The organism is Streptomyces sp. NPDC031225 (genome assembly GCF_055570355.1).
In genome coordinates, this window is record NZ_JBVIHJ010000021.1 from 100,888 (window position 1) to 120,473 (window position 19,586).

Here is a 19,586-nt window from a genome sequence, read left to right on the forward strand (position 1 = left end):
CGCCCGGACCGCCGTCAGCGGCCCTCAGGCATTCGTCGACACGGAACGCTCGGGCGCCGCCGTCTCCCGCAGCCCGAACCGGTCGTGCACCCTGCGCAGCGGCCTCGGCGCCCACCAGGCGTGCCGGCCGAGCAGCGCCATGGTCGCCGGGACGAGCAGCATCCGTACGACGGTCGCGTCGATCAGCACGGCCAGGGTCAGGCCGAGGCCGATCTGCAGGATGGGGGAGAACCCGCCGGTCATGAAGGCGCCGAACACGACCGCGAGGAGCAGGGCGGCGCAGGTGACGACCCGGCCGGAGCGGCGCAGCCCGGTCACGACGGCCTCCCGCGCGTCGCCGGTGCGCTGCCGGGCCGTAGAGCCTGTCGGCGGACCCCCGCCTGCGCCGCGGCCTGCGGGCGTACGACGGGGGACCGCCGACAGGCTCTCCCGCATCCGGGCCAGGATGAAGATCTCGTAGTCCATGGCGAGCCCGAACGCGATCGAGACGATCAGCGGCGGTGCGGTCAGGCTGAGCGCGCCCAGTCCCTCGCCGCCGAGCAGCCCGGCCCCGTGGCCGTCCTGGAAGACCCACACCACCACGCCGAGCGCGGCACCCAGGCTGAGCAGCGTGGTCGCGATCGTGCGCAGCGGGATCAGCGCCGAGCCGGTGAACGCGAACAGGAGCACGAAGATGCCGGCGAGGACGGTCAGGGCCGCCCAGGGCGTCCGCTCGGCGAGCATCGCGCGGAAGTCGACCAGCCGGGCCGCGACTCCGGTCACCTCGACCGGTTCGTCGCCGCGCACGTCCCGTACCCGCTCGACCAGGTCGGTGGCGGCCCTGCCGTCCACACCGCCGGTCGGCTGGAGTTCCACGACGGTGTCGCCGCCCGGCAGTTCGCGGGACTCGGAGTGCGGGACCAGGGCGCGGACGCGGTCGGCGGTCGCGGGGTCGGTGCCGGGCTCGAGGACGACGACCACGGGGGAGACCCCGGTGCCCTTCGGGAAGTGCGCGTCGACCGTGTCGTACAACTGGCGTGCCTCGGTGTCGGCGGGCAGCTGCCGGGCGTCCCCGATGGCGATCCTCATGCCGGTCACGGGCAGGGCCAGGACCAGCAAGGCCGGGACCACGGTGACCAGGACGGCGATGCGGCGGCGCTGCGCGAAGCGGGCGATACGGGCGAAGACGCGGCCTTCCTCGTCCTCGGAGCGTGTCTTCGGGGGCCGGATCCGCCCACCGAACCTCGTGAGCAGCGCGGGCAGCAGCGTGACCGCGGCCAGCATGTCGACCACCACGACGGCGGCTACGGCCAGGCCCATGCTGCGCAGGAACACGCTCGGGAAGACCAGCAGCCCGGTCAGGCTGACGGCGACGGTGAGCCCGGAGAACAGCACGGTCCGGCCGGCCGCGTCCACCGTGCGGTGCACGGCTGCGACGACGTCGTCGGTGTACCGGCGTTCCTCGCGGAAGCGGACCAGCATCAACAGGGCGTAGTCGACGGCGAGTCCGAGACCGAGCATGGTCGTGACCTGGATCGCGTACACCGAGATGTCGGTGACCTGGCTGAAGGCGAACAGTCCCAGGAACGCCCCCGCGATCCCGCTCACCGCGATCACCAGCGGCAGCGCGGCGGCGCGCAGTCCGCCGAACACCACGAGCAGCAGGGCGAGTACGACCGGCAGAGAGATCAACTCCGCTTTCTTCACGTCCTCCTGGGCCCGTTCGCCGAGCTGCCGGCCGAGCAGTTCACCGCCGCTGACGTGGACGTCGGGCGCGTCGATCCCCTTGATCGTCTCGACCGCCGTGTCCGTCGCCCTCTCCTCGGCCTCGTCGCTGAGGCCGCCCTCGAAGGTGACGGGGATGACCAGGGCCTGTCCGTCGCGGGCGGTGAGACCGGGCGTCGTGTACGGGTCCGGTACGGCGGCCACCCCGGCGATCGAGCGGACCGCGGCGACGGTCCGCTCGACCTGCGCGCGCAGGGCGGCGTCGGAGACGGACTCGCCGGCCACGACCGCGGTGACGGACTCGCCGGTCGGGTCCACGCCGGAGAGGCGGTCGTCGGCCGTGTCGGACTCGGTGCCGGGCACGTCGGGCACATCGTCGGAGAGGTCGGCGAAGACGCCCGTCCCCAGGCCGAAGCCGAGCAGGAGGAAGACGGCCCAGAGGCCGATGACGGTCAGCGGGCGGCTCGTCGCTGCCCGGGACAGTGTGGAGAGCACGGTCGCCTCCCGGCGGGTCGAGGAGTGATACCGCCCTCAGCGTCGTGCCGCGGGCGTGATCACCGGATCGCCGGGGAGAGCGGTTCCGAGAGCTCCGTCGTACGGGGGAGGAGAGCCGGCTCCTCACTCCTGAGAGGGAGGAATCTTCTGTACCGGTCCGGGAGTTGACCTCAGCGACACCACCAAGGAGGCAGCATGTCCGAAGTACCGCCCGCCGTCCGTGAACTCCGTCTTGTCGTCACGGCCGAGGACTACGACGAGGCGTTGACCTTCTACCGGGACGTCCTCGGACTGCCCGAACGAGCCGCGTTCTCCTCGCCTGACGGGCGGGTCACCATCCTGGAGGCCGGGCGGGCGACGCTGGAGCTGACCGATCCGAACCACGCCGCGTTCATCGACGAGGTCGAGGTGGGCAAGCGGGTCGCGGGGCACATCCGGGTGGCGTTCGAGGTGGACGACTCGGCCGCCACGACAGCCAGGCTGGCCGAGGCCGGCGCGGAGGTGGTCGCCGAACCGACGCGCACGCCGTGGAACTCCCTCAACTCCCGCCTGGAGGCGCCCGGTTCGCTCCAGCTGACACTGTTCACAGAACTGGACTAGGGGGCGCCCGGGGCCACAAGGCCGGTCTCGTACGCGCAGATCACCGCCTGCACCCGGTCCCTGAGCCCCAACTTGCTCAGCACATTGCTGACATGGGTCTTCACCGTGTGCTCGCTCACGAACAGGGTGGTGGCGATCTCGGCGTTGGACAGGCCCCGCGCCAGCATCCGCAGGGTCTCCACCTCCCGGGCCGTCAGGACGTCCAGACGGTCGGGGGTGGCCCCGGTGGCGGACTCCTCGCGGCGGCGGCGCACGATGTCCGCGACCAGACGGCGGGTGACCGCCGGGGCGAGCAGGGAGTCGCCGCCCGCGACCACACGCACCGCGTGCACGAGGTCGTCCCGGCGCACGTCCTTGAGGAGGAAGCCGCTGGCGCCCGCGTAGAGCGCGTCGTACACGTACTCGTCGAGGTCGAAGGTGGTCAGCATGACCACCTTGCAGCCCGACCGGGCGCACACCTGCCGGGCCGCCTCCAGGCCGTCCATCACGGGCATCCGGATGTCGAGGAGCAGCACGTCGGGCGTGTGCCTGCGCACCGCGTCGACCGCCTCGGCGCCGTTGCCGGCCTCGGCGACCACCTCGATGTCCTGCTGCGCCTCCAGAATCATGCTGAAGCCGCTGCGGACCAGTTCCTGGTCGTCGGCGACGACCACCCGGATGCTCACCCGAGGGCCGCCTGACGGTCCGCGTCGGCGGGCAACCGTACGACGACGCGGAAGCCCCCTTCCGGACCGGGTCCGGTCTCGGCGCTGCCCCCGCAGGCGGCCGCCCGCTCCCTGAGACCGATCAGCCCGTGCCCGCCGTCGACGTGCCCGGGGCCTTCGCCGTCGTCGGTCACCGTGAGGGTCAACTCGTCCTCCGCCCAGTCGAGTTCCACCTGTGCGCAGGAAGCGTACGCGTGCTTCACGGTGTTGGTCAGGGCTTCCTGCACCGCGCGGTAGGCGGCGACCTCGGTGTCCGGGGGCAGCGGGCGGGGCCGGCCGCGGACACTCAACTCGACCCGCAGGCCGGCCGAGTGGGAGACCTGGCGGACCAGGTCATGGAGACCGGAGAGGACCGGCTGGGGCAGTCGGAGGGCGCCGCTTCGGCGTTCCTCCTCCTTCAACACCCCGAGGATCCGCCGCAGTTGGGCCATCGCGTCCCGTCCGCTGGCCGCGATGGCGTCGAACGCCGCCTCGGCCCGCACCGGATCACTGCGCAGGACGACCGGCCCGGCCTCCGCCTGGACGACCATCAGGCTCACCGCGTGCGCCAGGATGTCGTGCATGTCCCGGGCGATCCGGGCCCGTTCCTGGGCGATGGCCTTCGCGGTCTCCGCGGCCCGCTCCCGCTCCAGACGGCGGGCCCGGTCCTCGACGGCGGCGGTGTACGCGCGCTGCACCCGGGCCAGTACGCCGAGGCCGTAGGCGCAGATCATGCCGGTGAGGTGGAAGGCGTACTCGAAGGGCTCGGAGTGTTCCTTGTGCTGCATGGTCACGACGGCCCCGAGCAGCCAGCTCGCCAGCATCGTGCGGCGCTGCCAGGGCAGGCCCCGGGCGGCGATCGTGTACAGGACGACGAGGCCGCCGTAGAGCACATCCGGTGGTGGTGCGTGGTAGTAGGCCATCGCCGTGGTGGCCGCCGAGACGGCCAAGGCGCACACGTAGGGGAAGCGGCGGCGCCAGACCAGGGGGACCGCGGTGCCGGCCCCCAGCAGCCAGCCCACCAGGCTCAGCGGGTCGTCCCCCTCGTCCGGGAACATCCACTGCAGGGACGCGGTGAACAGCACCAGCACGGCGAGCGCGCTGTCGACGACGTACGGGTTCGTCGTCCGCAGACGGGCGACGGCGAGGGCGTACCAGGACCGGACGGCGGACATGAGCGGCTCCTCGGGGCCGGGGCCGTTCCAGTATCACGACGCCCGCGCGGCGGGGACCTCACCGGTGCGAGGGATATCCGGCGCCGGAACGAGGCGCGTTCACGGGCCGGCGGCCCAGGGTCCGGGAGATCCTTGGCGCTGCGGGCGCCGCCTCGTGGGGATCAGTGATCGGGTCGGCTCGCGACGGGGGCGCACCAGGACCGGGCGGGCGGGGGCATGAGCGGCGCGTCGGCGCGGGGACCTCACCGGTGCGGGGGATGTCCGGCGCCCGACCGGTGCAGGGCCGCAGGCTGCCAGCCCAGTGCCCGCGATATCCCGAGCGCGGCCAGCCGCACCGCCGGGATCAGCGCCGGGACCTGGGCGTCGTCCTGAGGTACGACGACCGACACCGCCGCGATCACCGTGCCGTCCGCGCCACGCACGGGGGCCGCCACCGACAGGGCGTCGTCGGTGACCTGACGGCTGCTCACGGCGACGCCGGTGCGCCGGACCTCGGCCAGGACCCGGCGCAGTCTCGCGGGCTCGGTGAGGGTGTACGGCGTGAAGACGGCGAGCGGGGCCGCGCAGTACTCCTCCTGCTCCCGCACCTCGCGGTGGGCCAGCAGGACCAGGCCGACCCCGGTGGCGTGCAGCGGCCAGCGGGCCCCGACCCGGATGTGCACGCCGACCGACGAACGCCCCGAGATCCATTCGATGTAGACGACGTCGTTCCCGTCCCGCACCGCCAACTGCACGTTCTCGTGGGTGGCTTCGTACAGGTCCTCCAGATAGGGCAGTGCCAGTTGGCGCAGCGCCACCCCGCGCGGTGCGAGCGCGGCGACCTCCCACAGCCGCAGGCCGACGTGGTAGACGCCGTCGTCGTCCCGCTCCAGGGCGCCCCAGTCGGTCAGCGCGCCCACCAGCCGGTGGGTGGTCGTCAGGGTCAGCCCCGCCCGCCGGCTGATGTCGGACAGGGACAGCGCCGGGTGGTCGTGGTCGAACGCGGCGAGCACGGACAGCAGCCGGTCCGGCGCGGAACGCACGGTCATGGCTGGTCGGCGACTCTCAGGAGGAGGGCCTGGAGCGTCTCGCGTTCGGCGGCGTCGAGCGGGGCGAGCAGGTCGTTGGTCACCCGGCGGCCCGCCTCGTCGGTGCCGCGCAGGAAGGCGCGGCCGTTCTCGGTGAGGGCGACGATCTTGCTGCGGCGGTCGTCGGGGGAGGGGCGGCGCTCGGTCATCCCCAGCTTCTCCAGGTCGTCGACCAGGCCGACGATCGCGCTGGGGTCGTAGCCGAGCCGGGTGCTCAGCTCCCGCTGGAGGGCGCCGTCGGACCCGGCGAGGTAGCGCAGCACCGCGTAGTGGCGCAGGCGCAGCCCCGACTCCTGGAGGAACGTGTTGAACAGCTGACCCGAGCGCAGGCCCAGGCGGTACAGCAGATAACCGGTGTCCGCGTGCAGCCCGCGCATCCACGGCTCCTCCGAGTCGATGGGCTTCGGGGTGACGTGCTGGCGTGTGATGGCGGGCTCCCTGTGCTCCGGAGGTGGTGGTGATCCCAGCATGGCGCACCTGTGAGTCGACGACAACTATTGACGTCACCAATTATTGCTCTTAGCTTCGATCTCGTGGCCGCACTTCTCGTAGCCGCACCTCTCGTAGCCGCACCTCAAGCATCAGCTCGTGAAGGGACTCGCTCGTGCCCAGCATCGATCTCACCGGCAAGGTCGCCGTCGTCACCGGCAGTGGCCGGGGCCTCGGCCTCGCCTACGCGCACGCCCTCGCCGCCCACGGCGCCTCCGTGGTCGTCAACGACGTCGACGAGGCGGTCGCCGAGCAGGCCGTGAAGTCCATCGCCGAGGCGGGCGGAAAGGCCGTCGCCGAGGTGGTCCCGGTCGGCACCACCGAGGCCGCCGAGCGGCTCGTGAACCGGGCGGTGGAGGAGTTCGGGCGGCTCGACATCCTGGTCACCAACGCGGGCATCCTGCGCGACAAGGTGCTGTGGAAGATGACCGACGACGACTTCGACGCGGTGATCACCACCCACCTCAAGGGCACCTTCACCTGCGCCCGCGCCGCCGCCGTCCGGATGCGCGAGCAGGGCGAGGGCGGCACCCTGATCCTGGTCGGCTCCCCGGCCGGACAGCGCGGCAACTTCGGGCAGACGAACTACTCCGCCGCCAAGGCCGGCATCGCCGCCTTCGCCCGCACCTGGTCCATGGAGCTGGGCCGCGCGGGCATCACCGTCAACGCGATCGTGCCCGTGGCGGCCACCGCGATGACCGAGACCATCCCCGCCTTCGCCCCGTACATCGAGGCCATGCGGAACGGCGAGGCGCTGCCGGACTTCCTGCGCAAGGGCGAGGGCTTCGGCACCCCCGAGGACTGCGCGGCCATCGTTCCCTTCCTCGCCTCCGAGGCGGCCCGCTCCGTCACCGGACAGGCGATCGGCATCGGCGGCGACAAGGTGGCACTCTGGTCCCATCCGCAGGAGATCAGCGCGGCCTACGCCGACGGCGGCTGGACCCCCGACACCCTGGCCGACGCCTTCCCGACCTCGGTCGGCGCCGAACTCCAGACGGTCGGCATCCCGGCGCCGAAGCTTCCGGAGGCGTGATGGAACCCCCCGTCAAGACCCCCACGACCCCCATGAACATCGACGACCTCGTCGCCATCGACGTCCACACCCACGCCGAGGTGTCCTCCAAGGGCCACTCCTCGCTCGACGACGACCTGCACGACGCCTCCTCGGCCTACTTCAAGGTGGAGGGCAAGCGGAAGCCCACGCTTGAGGAGACCGCCGCCTACTACCGCGAGCGGAGGATGGCGGCCGTGATCTTCACGGTGGACGCCGAGTCCGCGACCGGCACCGCGCCCGTCCCGAACGAGGAGGTCGCCGAGGCCGCGGCCGCCAACTCCGACGTGCTGATCCCCTTCGCCTCCATCGACCCCTTCCGCGGCAAGGCGGGCGTCAAGCAGGCCCGCCGCCTGGTCGAGGAGTACGGGGTGAAGGGCTTCAAGTTCCACCCCAGCATCCAGGGCTTCTTCCCCAACGACCGCGCGGTGGCATACGACCTCTTCGAGGTGATCGAGGAGACCGGCACCATCGCCCTCTTCCACACCGGCCAGACGGGCATCGGCGCCGGAGTCCCGGGCGGCGGAGGCATCCGCCTCAAGTACTCCAACCCCCTCCACGTCGACGACGTGGCCGCCGACTTCCCGCACCTGAAGATCATCCTGGCGCACCCGTCCTTCCCCTGGCAGGACGAGGCGCTCGCGGTCGCCACGCACAAGCCGGGCGTGCACATCGACCTGTCCGGCTGGTCGCCGAAGTACTTCCCGCCGCAGCTCGTGCAGTACGCGAACACGCTGCTCAAGGACAAGGTCCTCTTCGGCTCCGACTTCCCCGTCCTCACCCCCGACCGCTGGCTCGCCGACTTCGAGAAGCTGCCGATCAAGGACGAGGTCAAGCCGAAGATCCTCAAGGAGAACGCCGCCCGTCTGCTCGGGCTGACGAAGCCGTAAGGGGCCCCAGATGCGCAACGAGGGACTCGGGTCATGGCCCGCACGCCGGGCCCGCAAGACCCCGCACCGCACCGCCCTGATCCACGGCGACACGACGGTCACCTACGCCCAGCTGCACACCCGCGTCACCCGCCTCGCACACGCCCTGCGCGCCCGGGGCATCCGGCGCGGCGACCGGGTGGCCTACCTCGGCCCCAACCACCCCTCCTACCTGGAGACACTGTTCGCGGCCGGTGTCCTCGGCGCGGTCTTCGTCCCCCTCAACACCCGCCTCGCCGGACCGGAGATCGCCTACCAGCTCTCCGACTCCGGGGCCAGGGCACTGGTCTACGGCCCCTCGCACGCGGGGCTCGTCGCCGGACTGCCGGGCAGCACCGACGTCCGCACGTACGTCGAAGTCGGCCCGGAATACGAGCAGTTGCTCACCGGTCCTGCGGTGGAACCGATCGACGAACCGGTCGCTCCCGACGACACCTGCATCATCATGTACACCTCGGGCACCACAGGCCGACCCAAGGGCGCCATGCTCACGCACGGCAACCTGACCTGGAACGCGATCAACGTCCTCGTCGACCACGACCTGATCACCGACGAACGCGCCCTGGTCTCCGCCCCGTTGTTCCACACGGCGGGCCTGAACATGCTGACCCTCCCGGTGCTGCTCAAGGGCGGCACCTGCGTCCTGGTCGAGGCCTTCGACCCCGACGCGACCTTCGACCTGATCGAACAGCACCGGATCACCTTCATGTTCGGGGTGCCCACGATGTTCGAGCAGGTGGCGAGACACCCGCGCTGGCCGGACGCGGACCTGTCCTCCCTGCGCATCCTGACCTGCGGCGGCTCCCCGGTGTCGACCCCGCTGATCGCCGCGTACGGGGAGCGGGGGCTCACCTTCCTCCAGGGGTACGGCATGACGGAGGCGTCCCCCGGCACCCTGCTCCTGGACGCCGAGCACTGCGTCAGCAAGGCGGGCTCCGCAGGCGTCCCCCACTTCTTCAGCGATGTGCGGGTCGTTCGGCCGGATCTCGTGCCCGTCGACGTCGACGAGACCGGCGAGGTCGTGCTCCGCGGCCCGCACGTCATGCCCGGCTACTGGGGACTGCCCGAGGAGACCGCCGCCTCGTTCACGGACGGCTGGTTCCGCAGCGGGGACGCGGCCCGTGTGGACGAGGACGGATACGTCTTCATCGTCGACCGCATCAAGGACATGATCATCTCCGGCGGCGAGAACATCTACCCCGCCGAGATCGAGGACCTGCTCCTCGCCCACCCGGACATCGTCGAGTGCGCGGTCATCGGCGTCCCGGACGACAAGTGGGGCGAGGTGCCACGGGCGGTCGTCGTCCCGCGCGAGGGCACCACGCCCGACCCCGACGAGGTCCTGGCCTCCCTGGCCGGCCGGCTCGCCAAGTACAAGATCCCCAAGTCGGTGGTGCTCGCGGACGAACTCCCGCGCACCGCCTCCGGAAAGCTCCTCAAGTCCCGGGTGCGCAAGCGCTACGGCTCCAACTCCTAGGCAAGGACAGCTACATGAGCGTCACCGTCAACGGTCTCGACGAACTGAAGAAGCTCGCCGGCAGCGACCTCGGCACCAGCGAGTGGATCGAGGTCACCCAGGAGCGCATCAACACCTTCGCCGACGCCACGGGCGACCACCAGTGGATCCACGTGGACCCCGAGAAGGCGGCGGCGGGCCCCTTCGGCGCCCCCATCGCGCACGGCTACCTCACCCTCTCCCTGTTCATCCCGCTCTTCACCGAGCTGCTGGACGTCCAGGGCGTCACCACGAAGGTCAACTACGGCCTGAACAAGGTCCGTTTCCCCTCCCCGGTGAAGGTGGGCTCCCGCATCCGTCTCGTCGCCAAGCTCACGGACGTCGAGGAGGTGCCGGGCGGTGTCCAGGTCACCGTCGACGGCGCGGTGGAGATCGAGGGCGGCGCCAAGCCGGCGGCGGTGCTGCAGAGTCTTTCCCGGTTCTACGCCTAGAAAGTCCCCCGCGGAGGCAGCGGGGAACTGCGGGACCGCTGTGACCGGTCGCGCAGTTCCCCGCGCCCCTTCAGGCGCTCGCCTCAGCCGGTGACGTCGACGAAGACCGGGTTGGAGTAGAACCACGTGTCCGCCCACGGGTCGCCGTCCCCGGGCGCGTGCGGAATCGGCCCGTGCGGGTCGACCGACGCACCGAGATACCCGGCACCGTGCCGCTTGCCGTCACTGCCGCGCAGCCGGACGTAGAAGGACTCGTCCCCGGCGGTCAGGGGGATGCTCAGGGTGTACGTCCCCTTCCGGCCTGACACGTCCTTCGTCCGGACGACCTTGGTGTCGGGCGCCCTCCAGCTGTCCCGGTCGGCCACCGGACCGTGCACCGAGCCCCGGATCACGTCGACGTGCGCCAACTCGGGCAGGATTCCCTGGGGGTTGGGGCGCGAGGCGCTCGTGACCGTCACGTACAGCGTGATCCGCTCGCCCTTGCGGACCCGCAGCCGCCCGCCCAGCGTGACACCGCGCCCGAAGTCGCAGTCCCGCTTCACGCGGACGTCGAGCCCGTCGAGCAGATGCCCGTGGTCCACCCAGACGCGGCCCGCACGCATGCCCGCCATCACCGAGCGGTAGCCGTAGCGGGTCACGCCGACGTGGGTGCGGCTGAACTGGCCCGGCCAGAAGTCGCTGCCGGGCTGCGCGGTGTCGGTGTTCACCGGGTCGGGCAGCTTGCCGGTGTTGTCGAAGTTCTGCCCCGCGGGCCAGTCGCCGTTCTTCCAGGTGTCGAAGACGGTGCGGTGGTTGTCGGAGTTCGTGGTGATCGAGAACAGGCTGCCCTCGGCCAGCATCGAGTCCCACAGCCCGCCGACGGTCGCCGTCGCCCAGTCGAAGCCGCCGTACGTCAGATACGCCTCCGCGGGATAGCCCGACCACGACTGCGCCGACGGCTTGTTCTCGTACTCGCCGCGGATCGACGTCGCACCGCGCCAGCCGGGGATCGCCGCGCCCTGGGCGCCGGGTGCGCCCTCCATGCCGATCATGATCTCGGGGGCCGCGTCCCGCCAGCCCCGCATCTCGTGCGGGGAGTCGATGCCGAGACGCAGCGGGTGGTTGGCGAGGACGAGGACGTCGTCGACGTAGCCCGAACGGCGCTGCTCCGCCAGCCACTTGATCGCCTTGACGGCGTGCGCCTCGTTGCGGGCGGTGTCCGTGGCGCCGGCGGAACCCTCCGTGTAACCGAGCAGCTTGCCGTCGTAGGCGAGCTCGAACTGGGTGAGCAGGTCGGTCTCGTGGGGCCCGGGGGCCGCGAACACCGTGCAGTGCTCGGCGGCCGGGATGTACCACTCCAGGCCCTGGAAGATCAGCTGACGCGGGTTCTCCGCACGGGCCTTGACGATCTCCGCGTGTTCCAGCTTCGCGCCGTAACTCGCGTGCCCGAAGTTGGAGTGCTCGTTGAACACCATCCAGTCGAGGCCGTACCTGGCGGCGGCCTTCGCCTGCTGCGAGAACGTGTACTTCGCGTCGTGGCTGTACACGGAGTGCACGTGGTGGTCGCCCACCAGGTAGGCGAGGCGCGGGTCCTCGCCGCCGAAGCCGTGCCGCTGGGGCGAGGCGAAGGCGGGCGTCGCCGCCGAGCCGAGGGCGAACGCGGCGCCGAACAGGCCCGCGCCGCGCAGGAGTCCGCGTCTGGACACGCCCTGCGCGTCGAGCTCGGCGGGCGGGACGGAAGGGTCGGCCCAGGAGGGCAGTTGCTGCTCGGTCATGGTGATCCCGTCAGTGCGTCATGAAGGAGGAGACGGGCAGCGCCCGCGAGACGATCCGGACGTCGCCGAGACGGCCGTGGAAGATCTGGTCGATCTTGTCGGCGTACGTGTAGCCGCCCAGCAGCCACGGCTCGGCGACCGAGGTGATCCCGACGGCGGACGCCTTCGGGTTGCGGACGACCGGGCAGCCCTGGACGTACAGCGTGGTGTGCTTGCCGTCGTTGACGACGGCGAGGTGCCACCAGGTCTCCAGCGGCGTCTCCTGGCCCCAGTTGGTGGCGATGCCCTCCTGGTTGAGGGGACGCATGGCCCACTGCGGCTCACGGTCGTTGGAGAGCGAGAGCGTGGCGAGCGGCTCGTCGGGGTCGTCACCGGTCTTGCCGGCGGCGCCGCCCGTACCCCGCCGACTGACCAGTCCCGCCCAGGCGTTGTGGTCCGGATCCCAGTCGGCGGGCATCCGGTAGAACACCTCGATGGTGTAACCGTCCTTGAAGGTCGCCCTGTTGAGCGGCGCCCCCTCGACCGTCTGCAGGTACGCGCCCTTGAGCGGCGACTTGTAGCCCTGGAACTCCAGGCTGCCGTGGCCGGGCTGGTCCGGGTGGTGGTCGGCGGACCAGCCCAGCGAGCCGCCGCCTACCGACACCACGGTGAGGTCGTTGCCGCGGCCGGACAGGTCGCGGACCGTGCCGGAGACCGCCGAGTCGAAGCGCCAGTACGCGGCCGTGGCGGGTATCAGCATCCTCGACGCCGGGCGAGCCGGACGGGCGGGCACCGGGGCGAAGCCGGCGAACCGCTCCGCGAAGTCGATGCCGACCGAGAACCGGTCGGCGTCGCCGCTCAGCTCGATCTCCTGCCGCTCCAGCTCGTTGAGCCCCTTCGAGGCCCGGCCGAGGATCCACGGGGAGACCGTCTCCACGTCGATCACGCCACGGTCGAGGTCGAAGCGGTACAGGCGGATCATGGCGGCGCCGCCGAAGTACCGGTTCTGGTAGTTGGTGAGGTGCAGGTGGACGTCGTTGCCCGCCGTGTTCTTGCGGGTCGCCCGCCCGGCAGGCCAGTAGTGCCCGTTGAGGGTGAGGAAGATCTGGTCGTGGTCCTTGACCAGCTGGTCCCACAGCTGTTGGCCGTAGTCCGACAGGGTGTCGTCCTCGACGACCAGCTCGTGCGTGGTGAGGACGACCGGCGTCGTCGGGTGGGCGGCCAGGACGCTCTTCGCCCAGGCATACCCCTTGTCAGAGAGCCGCCAGTCCAGCGCGAGCACCATCCACTCGCGGCCGGCGGCCCTGAACAGGTGGTAGGTGTTGTAGCCGTCGGGGGAGGCGCCGCCGAAGGTGCCCTGGCCCTTGAACCGGTCGGGACCGAAGGTGTCCAGGTACGGCGAGGTGCCGCGCTGGTCGGTGGTGGACGACTTCACGTCGTGGTTGCCCGCGAGGACGCTGTAGCCGACGCCCCGCCGGTCGAGGAGCCTGAACGCCTCGCCGATCGCCGCGAACTCCGGCGCCGCGCCGTTCTGCGTGAGGTCGCCGAGGTGGGACAGGAAGACGATGTTCTCGTCCTTCCCGTGCTCCAGCAGATACCGCAGCGAGGCCTCGACGGGAGCCTTGTCGATGCTCGGCCCGTCGAAGAGGTACTGGGTGTCGGGCATCACGGCGAGCGTGAAACGCCGGCTCTCCGTGTCGGGACGCCGGCCGGACGACACCGAGGCCTCGGCCACGGTCGGCAGCGCGACCCCTGCCGTGGCCGCCGCGCCCAGCAGTGCCGTCGCCCGCAGGAAACTGCGCCGTCCGGCGCCGGCCTGCGCGGCCTCGCCCTGGTTGTGGTCATGCGAAGTACACACGTGTGCTCCGTAACGAAGGGAAGTCGAGAGGGGACTCAGAGCGCGCGCAGGGTCCAGCTCCAGCGATGGACCCCCGGCGCGACGAGATAGGAGGCTGAGGTGTCGGGGCCGCACGAGGCGGTGCCGAGGCCGCGGTGGGCGGCGTCGATGTGCACCACGCAGCCCGCCCGGGGCACGAGCTCGTCGTGGTGCGCGGCGCCGGTGAGGTCGTCGGCGCGGAACCGGCTCACACCGACCTGGCGCGGTTCGTCCAGGACGACCGAGAGGCCGGTGGCGTCCGGCGCCGAGAGCGTGAAGTGCCGTACGCCGTGCCGGCCGCCGCTCTCCTGTGGACGCAGATAGGGGGTGAACAGTTCGTCCACGGGCACCGAGTGATGGCCGACGGGCGCCCCGAAGGCACGGTCCGGATACGACTCCCAGGGGCCCTGTCCGTACCACTCCATCAGGTCGGGACCGGCGATCGTCTCGAACACGGAGCCGACCCGTGCCACGTCGTGGAACTCCTCCGGCAGCTCGGCCTTCTCCTCGACGTGGATGCCGCCCTCGACGGCGGTGAAGACCTGCACATGGCGGACGACACCGGCCTCGCAGACGTACTCGGCGTGCACGGTGGTCCGCCCCCCGCCCCGGCGCACCTCCGCGACCTTGCGTACCGGCGCGTGGAGGCCCAGGTCACGCCAGCGCGGCGCCATGCCGCCCAACTCGTCGTTGTCGGTGGGCGCCCGCCACAGAGAGAGGGTGGGGGCGCGGGTGAGCAGGGGGTGGATCAGGAGTCCGTCCGCGTCGACCTCGACGGAACGGTCCTTCACGGCCACGGGAGTCTGCGGGACCGCCTCCCGAAGGCGCACCTGGGGCACGCACACCACGGTGCCGCGGGGCGCCCACGGTTCGTCCCCCGCGGTCGTCACCCGCAGGGTCAGCCACGCCTCGCCGCCCTCCTCGGGCAGCTCGAACGGCAGCGCCGCCGCCGCCGTCTCACCGGGCCGCAGATCGGGCAGCTCGGCGGGCGCGGTCAGGGTGCGGCCGTCGGCCAGGGACAGCTCCCACTCGGCCGACAGCCAGGTCAGGCCCCGGAAGTGCTGGTGGTTGCCGAGCACGATGCCCTCGTGCCGGAAGCACTCGATGCGCACCGGCGCCGCGATCTCCCGGTGCTCGTACATCACCGGCTTCGGCGTGCGGTCGGGGAAGACGACGCCGTCGGCGATGAAGGCGCCGTCGTGGATCGCCTCGCCGAAGTCGCCGCCGTACGCCCAGCGGTGGCCGGGCGCGGCGACACCGTTGTCAAAGAGCCCGACGCCCCCACGTCCGACCGGTCTGCCGTCGTTCACACGCTGCAGAATGCCGTGGTCCCAGAACTCCCAGATGAACCCGCCCTGAAGTCCTGGCGTTGACTCGATGGCCGCCCAATGGTCCGCGAGCGTGCCGTTGCTGTTGCCCATGGCGTGGGAGTACTCGCACCAGATCAACGGCTTGGTCTGCCGCCCGGAGAGGGCGTGCTCCACGCACTCCTCCAGCGAGGCGTACATGGGGCAGGCGATGTCGGTCGCGTCGCCGGTCGCCGCCCAGTCGAGCTTGGCCGCCCCCTCGTACTGGAGGGGCCGGGTCGGATCGTGCCGGCGCACCCAGCCGGCGGCCGCGTCGTGGTTGGCCCCGTAGTCGGACTCGTTGCCCAGGGACCAGACGATGACCGACGGGTGGTTCTTGTCCCGCAGCACCATCCGCGAGACCCGGTCCACGAAGGCGTTCAGATAGCGCGGGTCGTCGGCGATCTCGTGGGCGTGGTCGTGCGACTCGATGTCCGCCTCGTCCACGACGTAGAAACCGAGCTCGTCGGCGAGGTCGTACAGCGCCGGGTCGTTCGGGTAGTGGGAGGTGCGGATCGCGTTGAACCCGAAGCGCTTCAGCGTGATCAGATCCGCGCGCAGGTCGTCGGGCGACACCGTCCGCCCGGTCAGCGGGTGGAAGTCGTGCCGGTTGACGCCCCGGATGAAGACCCGCTCGCCGTTGACCAGCAGGTCCCGGCCGACGATCTCGACGTCCCGGAAGCCGATCCGGTGCCGTGCGGTGTCGGCGACCGTGCCGTCGGCGCGGTGGAGCCGGACGGTGAGGCTGTAGAGCTCGGGAACCTCGGCGTTCCAGGTGCGGACGTCCGGGACGGTGGCGGCCAGACGCGCCTCGCCGAGGAAGTCGGAGACCCGGTCGTCCTCCCTGTTGAACCGGTCGAACTCGGCGTCCTGGGTGAGCAGTCGCCCTTCCAGGTCCCCGCTGACGTACCAGCCCCCGGACAGCGCGCCGCCCGAGTCCCGTACCCGGCAGTCCACCCGCAGCTCACCGCCGCGGGAGGCCCGCACGCTCACGTCGGCCAGGTGCAGCGGGTCCGTCGCGTACAGCAGCACCGAGCGGGTGATCCCCCCGTGCCACCACTGGTCCTGGTCCTCGATGTGCGAGGCGTCGGACCACTTGACCACCGTCAGCCGTACGACGGTCCGCGCACCGGCGCGCACGAGTCCCGTCAGGTCGAACTCGGCTGCCAGGTGGGAGTCCTTGGAGACGCCGACGGGCCGCCCGTCCACATGCACGAGGAGCACGCTCTCGGCGGCCCCGACCTGGAGCACGACCCGGCGCCCGGCCCACTCGGCGGGGACGTCCACCTCACGCTCGTACACCCCCGTCGGATTCGCGGCGGGGGAGTGCGGCGGGAACTGCGGGAACGGCATCCGGACGTTCGTGTACCGCGGCAGGTCGTCCGTGCCCTGCATCGTCCAGACGCCGGGGACGTACGCCGAGGACCAGGCACCGCCGACCGGCGCGTCCGGAGTGGGCAGCAACCGGAAACGCCAGTCGCCGTCCAGGGGGAGTGCTCCGGAGCGCCGGTCGACGGCGTTCATGGGCAGCCGCCCCCAGGAGGTCACCTCGGGTGCCTCCCAGGGGCGCAGGGCGATGAGGGGATCGGCGGGGCGGGGTCCGCTGGGTGCGTCGGTCATGACCGTTCCGGGGTCGGGGGTGCGGTGGGTGGTGCCGGGGTGTGGCAGGACTGTCCGTGGCCGTGCAGGACCCGGCCCTGCAGGCCCCATGCCGGGTCGACGGGGACGCCGAGCCGGTCCAGGACGGTGGGGGCGATGTCGATGAGACGCGGTGTGTCGAGCCGGGTGCCGCCGGGCATGCCGGGTTCGGCCAGGACGACGAACACCTCGCGCTCGGCGCGGGTGTCGCCACCGTGGCCGCCGGTGTCGAGGTGCCCGTGGTCCGTGGTGACCAGCACGGTCCAGCGCTCCCGCGCGCGGGCGGGGTCCGAGCGCCGGGCGTCGATGGCCGCAAGGAGCCACCCGAGGTGGGTGTCCTGGGTGAGCAGGGCCCGGTCGTGCGCGAGGCTGTGCGGGCCCATGGCGTGGGCGGCCTCGTCGGTGGCGCCGAAGTACACGAAGACGGCGTCGGGATCGTCCTCGGTGAGCCAGCGCTGGGCGGTGCGGGCGACGAGGCGGTCCGCGGTGCCGTAGCCGTCCGACTCGCCGTCGTAGCGCACCCGGCGGCCGATGGCGGGGCCGAGGGTGCCGCGCCGGATCAGTTCCGGCCAGGACACCGCGGCCGCGGTGCGCAGCCGGCGCCGGGCGGTGCCGGCCCGGCTCAGGAAGTCGGGGTAGCGGGCGTAGTCGGCACCGGCGAAGTCGTTGCCGCGCACTCCGTGCCGGTCGGGCCACACGCCGGTGAGCACGCTTGACCAGCCGGGCCCGGAGTCCGTGTAGGCCATGCTGGTGGACGGCCCGTCCGCGGCCTGGCCGTCCACCTCGCCGTAGGGCAGCAGGCTGGTGCCGTGGGCGCCCGCGGCCATCAGGCCGTGCAGGACGGGTGCCGTGGCCGGCGAGCGGGTCAGCAGGTCGTACCGCAGCCCGTCCATGCCCACGACGAGCACCCTGCCGCGTCCGCCGATGTCGTACGTCACCGCCCACCCCCTTCTCACGGCACCGGGTCAGGAGCCCTGTACCGCGCCCTCGGTGGCACCCGCGATGAACCCGCGGGCGAAGATGCTGAACACGATGACCAGCGGGAGCGCCGCCATCAGGACACCGGCCATGACCATGCTGTAGTCGGTGGTGTGGCCGACGTTGAGCTGGGCGAGCTCGACCTGGAGGGTCACGTGGCCCGGGTCGGTGAGCACGACGAGCGGCCAGATGTAGTCGTTCCAGCAGTTGACGAAGGCGTAGATGGCGAGGAACGACAGCGCGGGCCTGATCATCGGCAGCGCGATGTTCCAGTACTGACGGAAGAACCCGGCGCCGTCGATGCGGGCGGCGTCGAGGAGTTCGTCGGGCACGCCGTTCTGGATGTACTGGTGCAGCCAGAAGATGCCGAAGGCGTTGGCGAGGGAGGGCAGGGCGAGTGCCTTGAGCATCCCGACCCAGCCGATCTTCGACATGAGGATGAACTGCGGCAGGATCGCGAGTTGCAGCGGCAGCATCATGAACAGCAGCAGTGTGCCGAAGAGCAGTTTGCGGCCGGGGAAGTCGAACTTGGCGAAGGTGAAGGCCGCCAGGGAGTCGATGAACAGCACCAGGGCGGTGGTGACGGTCGCGACCAGCACCGTGTTGAGCATCGACCCGAAGAAGTCGATGGTGTTCAGCACGTGCCGGATGTTCTCCAGCAGATGGGAGCCGAACGTGAACTTCGGCGGGCTCTTGTAGATGTCCTGCGTGGTGTTGGTCGCCATGATGATCGTCCACGCGAACGGGAAGACCGAGACCAGGACGGCCACGACGAGGATGATGTGCGCTGTCAGGCCCTTGGGGCGGCGAAGTCGCCTGCCGCCCGTGGCCGGCCGCGCGGTGTCGACCGCGGTCATGCCTTCCTCCCTCGTGTGGTGATGCGCCAGTTGACGGCGACGAGGATGATGATCAGTACGAAGAAGGCCCACACGATGGCCGCGCCGTAGCCGTAGTCGTTGTTGAGGAAGGCCGACTGGTAGAAGTACAGCAAGGTCGTCAGACCCGCCTGGCCCGGGCCGCCGAGGTTGGCGTTGGCGGCGTTGCTGGAGAACAGGACCTGGGGTTCGCTGAAGCTCTGCAGGCCGTTGATGGTCGAGATGATGACCGTGAACAGAATGATCGGCCGCATGATCGGGATGGTGATCTGGAAGAACGTGCGGATGGGCCCCGCACCGTCCATCTTCGCCGCCTCGTAGATCGAGTTCGGGATCGCCTGCAGGCCGGCCAGATAGATGATCATGTTGTAGCCGGTCCACTGCCAGGTCATCAGCAGCGAGATGACCACCTTGATCAGCCACGGGTTGCTCAGCCACGGAACGGGCGAGATGCCGACCATGCCCAGGATCGCGTTGACCAGACCGAAGTTGTTGCTGAACACCGCGCCGAAGAAGATCGCCACGGCGACGATCGAGGTCACGTTGGGCACGTACAGCGCGATGCGGTAGAAGCCCTTGAAGCGGCGCACCGAGTGCAGCAGCGTCGCCAGCGTCAGGGCGCCGAAGAGGGTCGGCACGGTGGACAGCACCCAGATCACCAGGGTGTTGCGGATCGACAGCCAGAAGACCGGGTCGTCCCACAGGAACCGGAACTGCTGCAGGCCCACGAACTGCATGTCGCCCAGGCCGTCCCAGCGCTGGAAGGCCAGGTACAGGGAGTAGAAGACGGGGAAGAAGGAGAACGCGACGAAGATCAGGTAGAACGGCGAGATCGCCAGGTACTGCCGCCAGTACGACAGCGGACCGCGCAGTCCGGGCCGAGCGGTACCCGCGGGCGCGGCGCGCCGCGGGCGGAACCGGGCCGGGCCGGGCCCGGGGGGGGGGGGGGGAGGGGGGGGGGGGGTGGGGGGGGGGGGGGGGGTGATGGGTGGGTCGCCCC

16 protein-coding genes are annotated in these 19,586 nt (G+C 71.1%); 5 read left to right on the forward strand and 11 right to left on the reverse strand.

From position 1 onward, the window contains the following. Positions 1 to 24: 24 nt before the first annotated feature. Positions 25 to 2,199, reverse strand: coding sequence for an MMPL family transporter (locus tag ACZ48Z_RS31365; protein WP_468739254.1), 2,175 nt, complete (start codon positions 2,197 to 2,199; stop codon positions 25 to 27). Between the two features lie 195 nt (positions 2,200 to 2,394). Between ACZ48Z_RS31365 and ACZ48Z_RS31370 the strand changes: the two genes are divergently transcribed. Beyond that, on the forward strand, positions 2,395 to 2,799 hold the full coding sequence (locus tag ACZ48Z_RS31370; RefSeq protein WP_468739255.1) for a VOC family protein: 405 nt from the start codon (positions 2,395 to 2,397) through the stop codon (positions 2,797 to 2,799). Here the strand turns inward: ACZ48Z_RS31370 and ACZ48Z_RS31375 are convergent. The 4 genes from ACZ48Z_RS31375 to ACZ48Z_RS31390 all read right to left on the reverse strand — a co-directional run bounded on the left by ACZ48Z_RS31375 (position 2,796) and on the right by ACZ48Z_RS31390 (position 6,101). Next, complete coding sequence (locus tag ACZ48Z_RS31375; protein ID WP_468739256.1) at positions 2,796 to 3,464, reverse strand: response regulator; 669 nt, start codon at positions 3,462 to 3,464, stop codon at positions 2,796 to 2,798. The genes ACZ48Z_RS31370 and ACZ48Z_RS31375 overlap by 4 nt on opposite strands. Next, positions 3,461 to 4,657 (reverse strand): sensor histidine kinase, encoded by a 1,197-nt coding sequence (locus ACZ48Z_RS31380; RefSeq protein ID WP_468739257.1) that lies wholly within the window; start codon positions 4,655 to 4,657, stop codon positions 3,461 to 3,463. The genes ACZ48Z_RS31375 and ACZ48Z_RS31380 overlap by 4 nt, the downstream gene beginning before the upstream one ends. A 242-nt stretch (positions 4,658 to 4,899) precedes the next feature. Next, positions 4,900 to 5,685, reverse strand: coding sequence for an IclR family transcriptional regulator (locus tag ACZ48Z_RS31385; RefSeq protein ID WP_468739258.1), 786 nt, complete (start codon positions 5,683 to 5,685; stop codon positions 4,900 to 4,902). Then, positions 5,682 to 6,101: a MarR family winged helix-turn-helix transcriptional regulator gene (locus ACZ48Z_RS31390; RefSeq protein ID WP_389101684.1), complete on the reverse strand. Its 420-nt coding sequence runs from the start codon at positions 6,099 to 6,101 to the stop codon at positions 5,682 to 5,684. Before ACZ48Z_RS31390 ends, ACZ48Z_RS31385 begins: the two co-directional genes overlap by 4 nt. Before the next feature lie 227 nt (positions 6,102 to 6,328). On the opposite strand from ACZ48Z_RS31390, the gene ACZ48Z_RS31395 reads away from it, so the two are divergent. Genes ACZ48Z_RS31395 through ACZ48Z_RS31410 form a run of 4 tightly spaced genes read left to right on the forward strand, consistent with a single transcriptional unit; the run spans position 6,329 to position 10,140 of the window. Further along, positions 6,329 to 7,246 carry an SDR family NAD(P)-dependent oxidoreductase gene (locus ACZ48Z_RS31395; RefSeq protein ID WP_468739259.1) on the forward strand — a complete coding sequence of 306 codons (918 nt, stop codon included), beginning with the start codon at positions 6,329 to 6,331 and terminating at the stop codon, positions 7,244 to 7,246. A 32-nt stretch (positions 7,247 to 7,278) separates the two neighbouring features. After that, on the forward strand, positions 7,279 to 8,154 hold the full coding sequence (locus ACZ48Z_RS31400) for an amidohydrolase family protein (protein ID WP_468739325.1): 876 nt from the start codon (positions 7,279 to 7,281) through the stop codon (positions 8,152 to 8,154). 10 nt (positions 8,155 to 8,164) lie between these two features. Beyond that, a complete protein-coding gene (locus ACZ48Z_RS31405; protein ID WP_468739260.1) occupies positions 8,165 to 9,670 on the forward strand; it encodes an acyl-CoA synthetase in 1,506 nt (501 codons plus the stop codon). Positions 9,671 to 9,684: 14 nt separating this feature from the next. After that, positions 9,685 to 10,140, forward strand: a complete 456-nt coding sequence (locus tag ACZ48Z_RS31410; protein WP_057612706.1) for a MaoC family dehydratase — start codon at positions 9,685 to 9,687, stop codon at positions 10,138 to 10,140. An 83-nt stretch (positions 10,141 to 10,223) separates the two neighbouring features. On the opposite strand, the gene ACZ48Z_RS31415 is transcribed toward ACZ48Z_RS31410, so the two are convergent. From ACZ48Z_RS31415 to ACZ48Z_RS31440, 6 genes are read right to left on the reverse strand one after another with little or no spacing between them, the layout of a single operon-like run. Beyond that, positions 10,224 to 11,894 carry a histidinol-phosphatase gene (locus tag ACZ48Z_RS31415; protein ID WP_468739261.1) on the reverse strand — a complete coding sequence of 557 codons (1,671 nt, stop codon included), beginning with the start codon at positions 11,892 to 11,894 and terminating at the stop codon, positions 10,224 to 10,226. A gap of 10 nt (positions 11,895 to 11,904) precedes the next feature. Further along, positions 11,905 to 13,731, reverse strand: coding sequence for a LamG-like jellyroll fold domain-containing protein (locus ACZ48Z_RS31420; RefSeq protein ID WP_468739262.1), 1,827 nt, complete (start codon positions 13,729 to 13,731; stop codon positions 11,905 to 11,907). Positions 13,732 to 13,766: 35 nt separating this feature from the next. Beyond that, on the reverse strand, positions 13,767 to 16,715 hold the full coding sequence (locus ACZ48Z_RS31425; protein ID WP_468739263.1) for a glycoside hydrolase family 2 TIM barrel-domain containing protein: 2,949 nt from the start codon (positions 16,713 to 16,715) through the stop codon (positions 13,767 to 13,769). Then, the gene (locus ACZ48Z_RS31430; RefSeq protein ID WP_468739264.1) at positions 16,712 to 17,671 is read right to left on the reverse strand and encodes an alkaline phosphatase family protein; all 960 of its coding nucleotides are present in this window, start codon (positions 17,669 to 17,671) and stop codon (positions 16,712 to 16,714) included. The genes ACZ48Z_RS31425 and ACZ48Z_RS31430 overlap by 4 nt, the downstream gene beginning before the upstream one ends. Before the next feature lie 27 nt (positions 17,672 to 17,698). Beyond that, on the reverse strand, positions 17,699 to 18,568 hold the full coding sequence (locus tag ACZ48Z_RS31435; protein ID WP_389101700.1) for a carbohydrate ABC transporter permease: 870 nt from the start codon (positions 18,566 to 18,568) through the stop codon (positions 17,699 to 17,701). Continuing rightward, positions 18,565 to 19,458 carry a carbohydrate ABC transporter permease gene (locus ACZ48Z_RS31440; protein WP_468739326.1) on the reverse strand — a complete coding sequence of 298 codons (894 nt, stop codon included), beginning with the start codon at positions 19,456 to 19,458 and terminating at the stop codon, positions 18,565 to 18,567. Before ACZ48Z_RS31440 ends, ACZ48Z_RS31435 begins: the two co-directional genes overlap by 4 nt. Between the last annotated feature and the right edge of the window lie 128 nt (positions 19,459 to 19,586).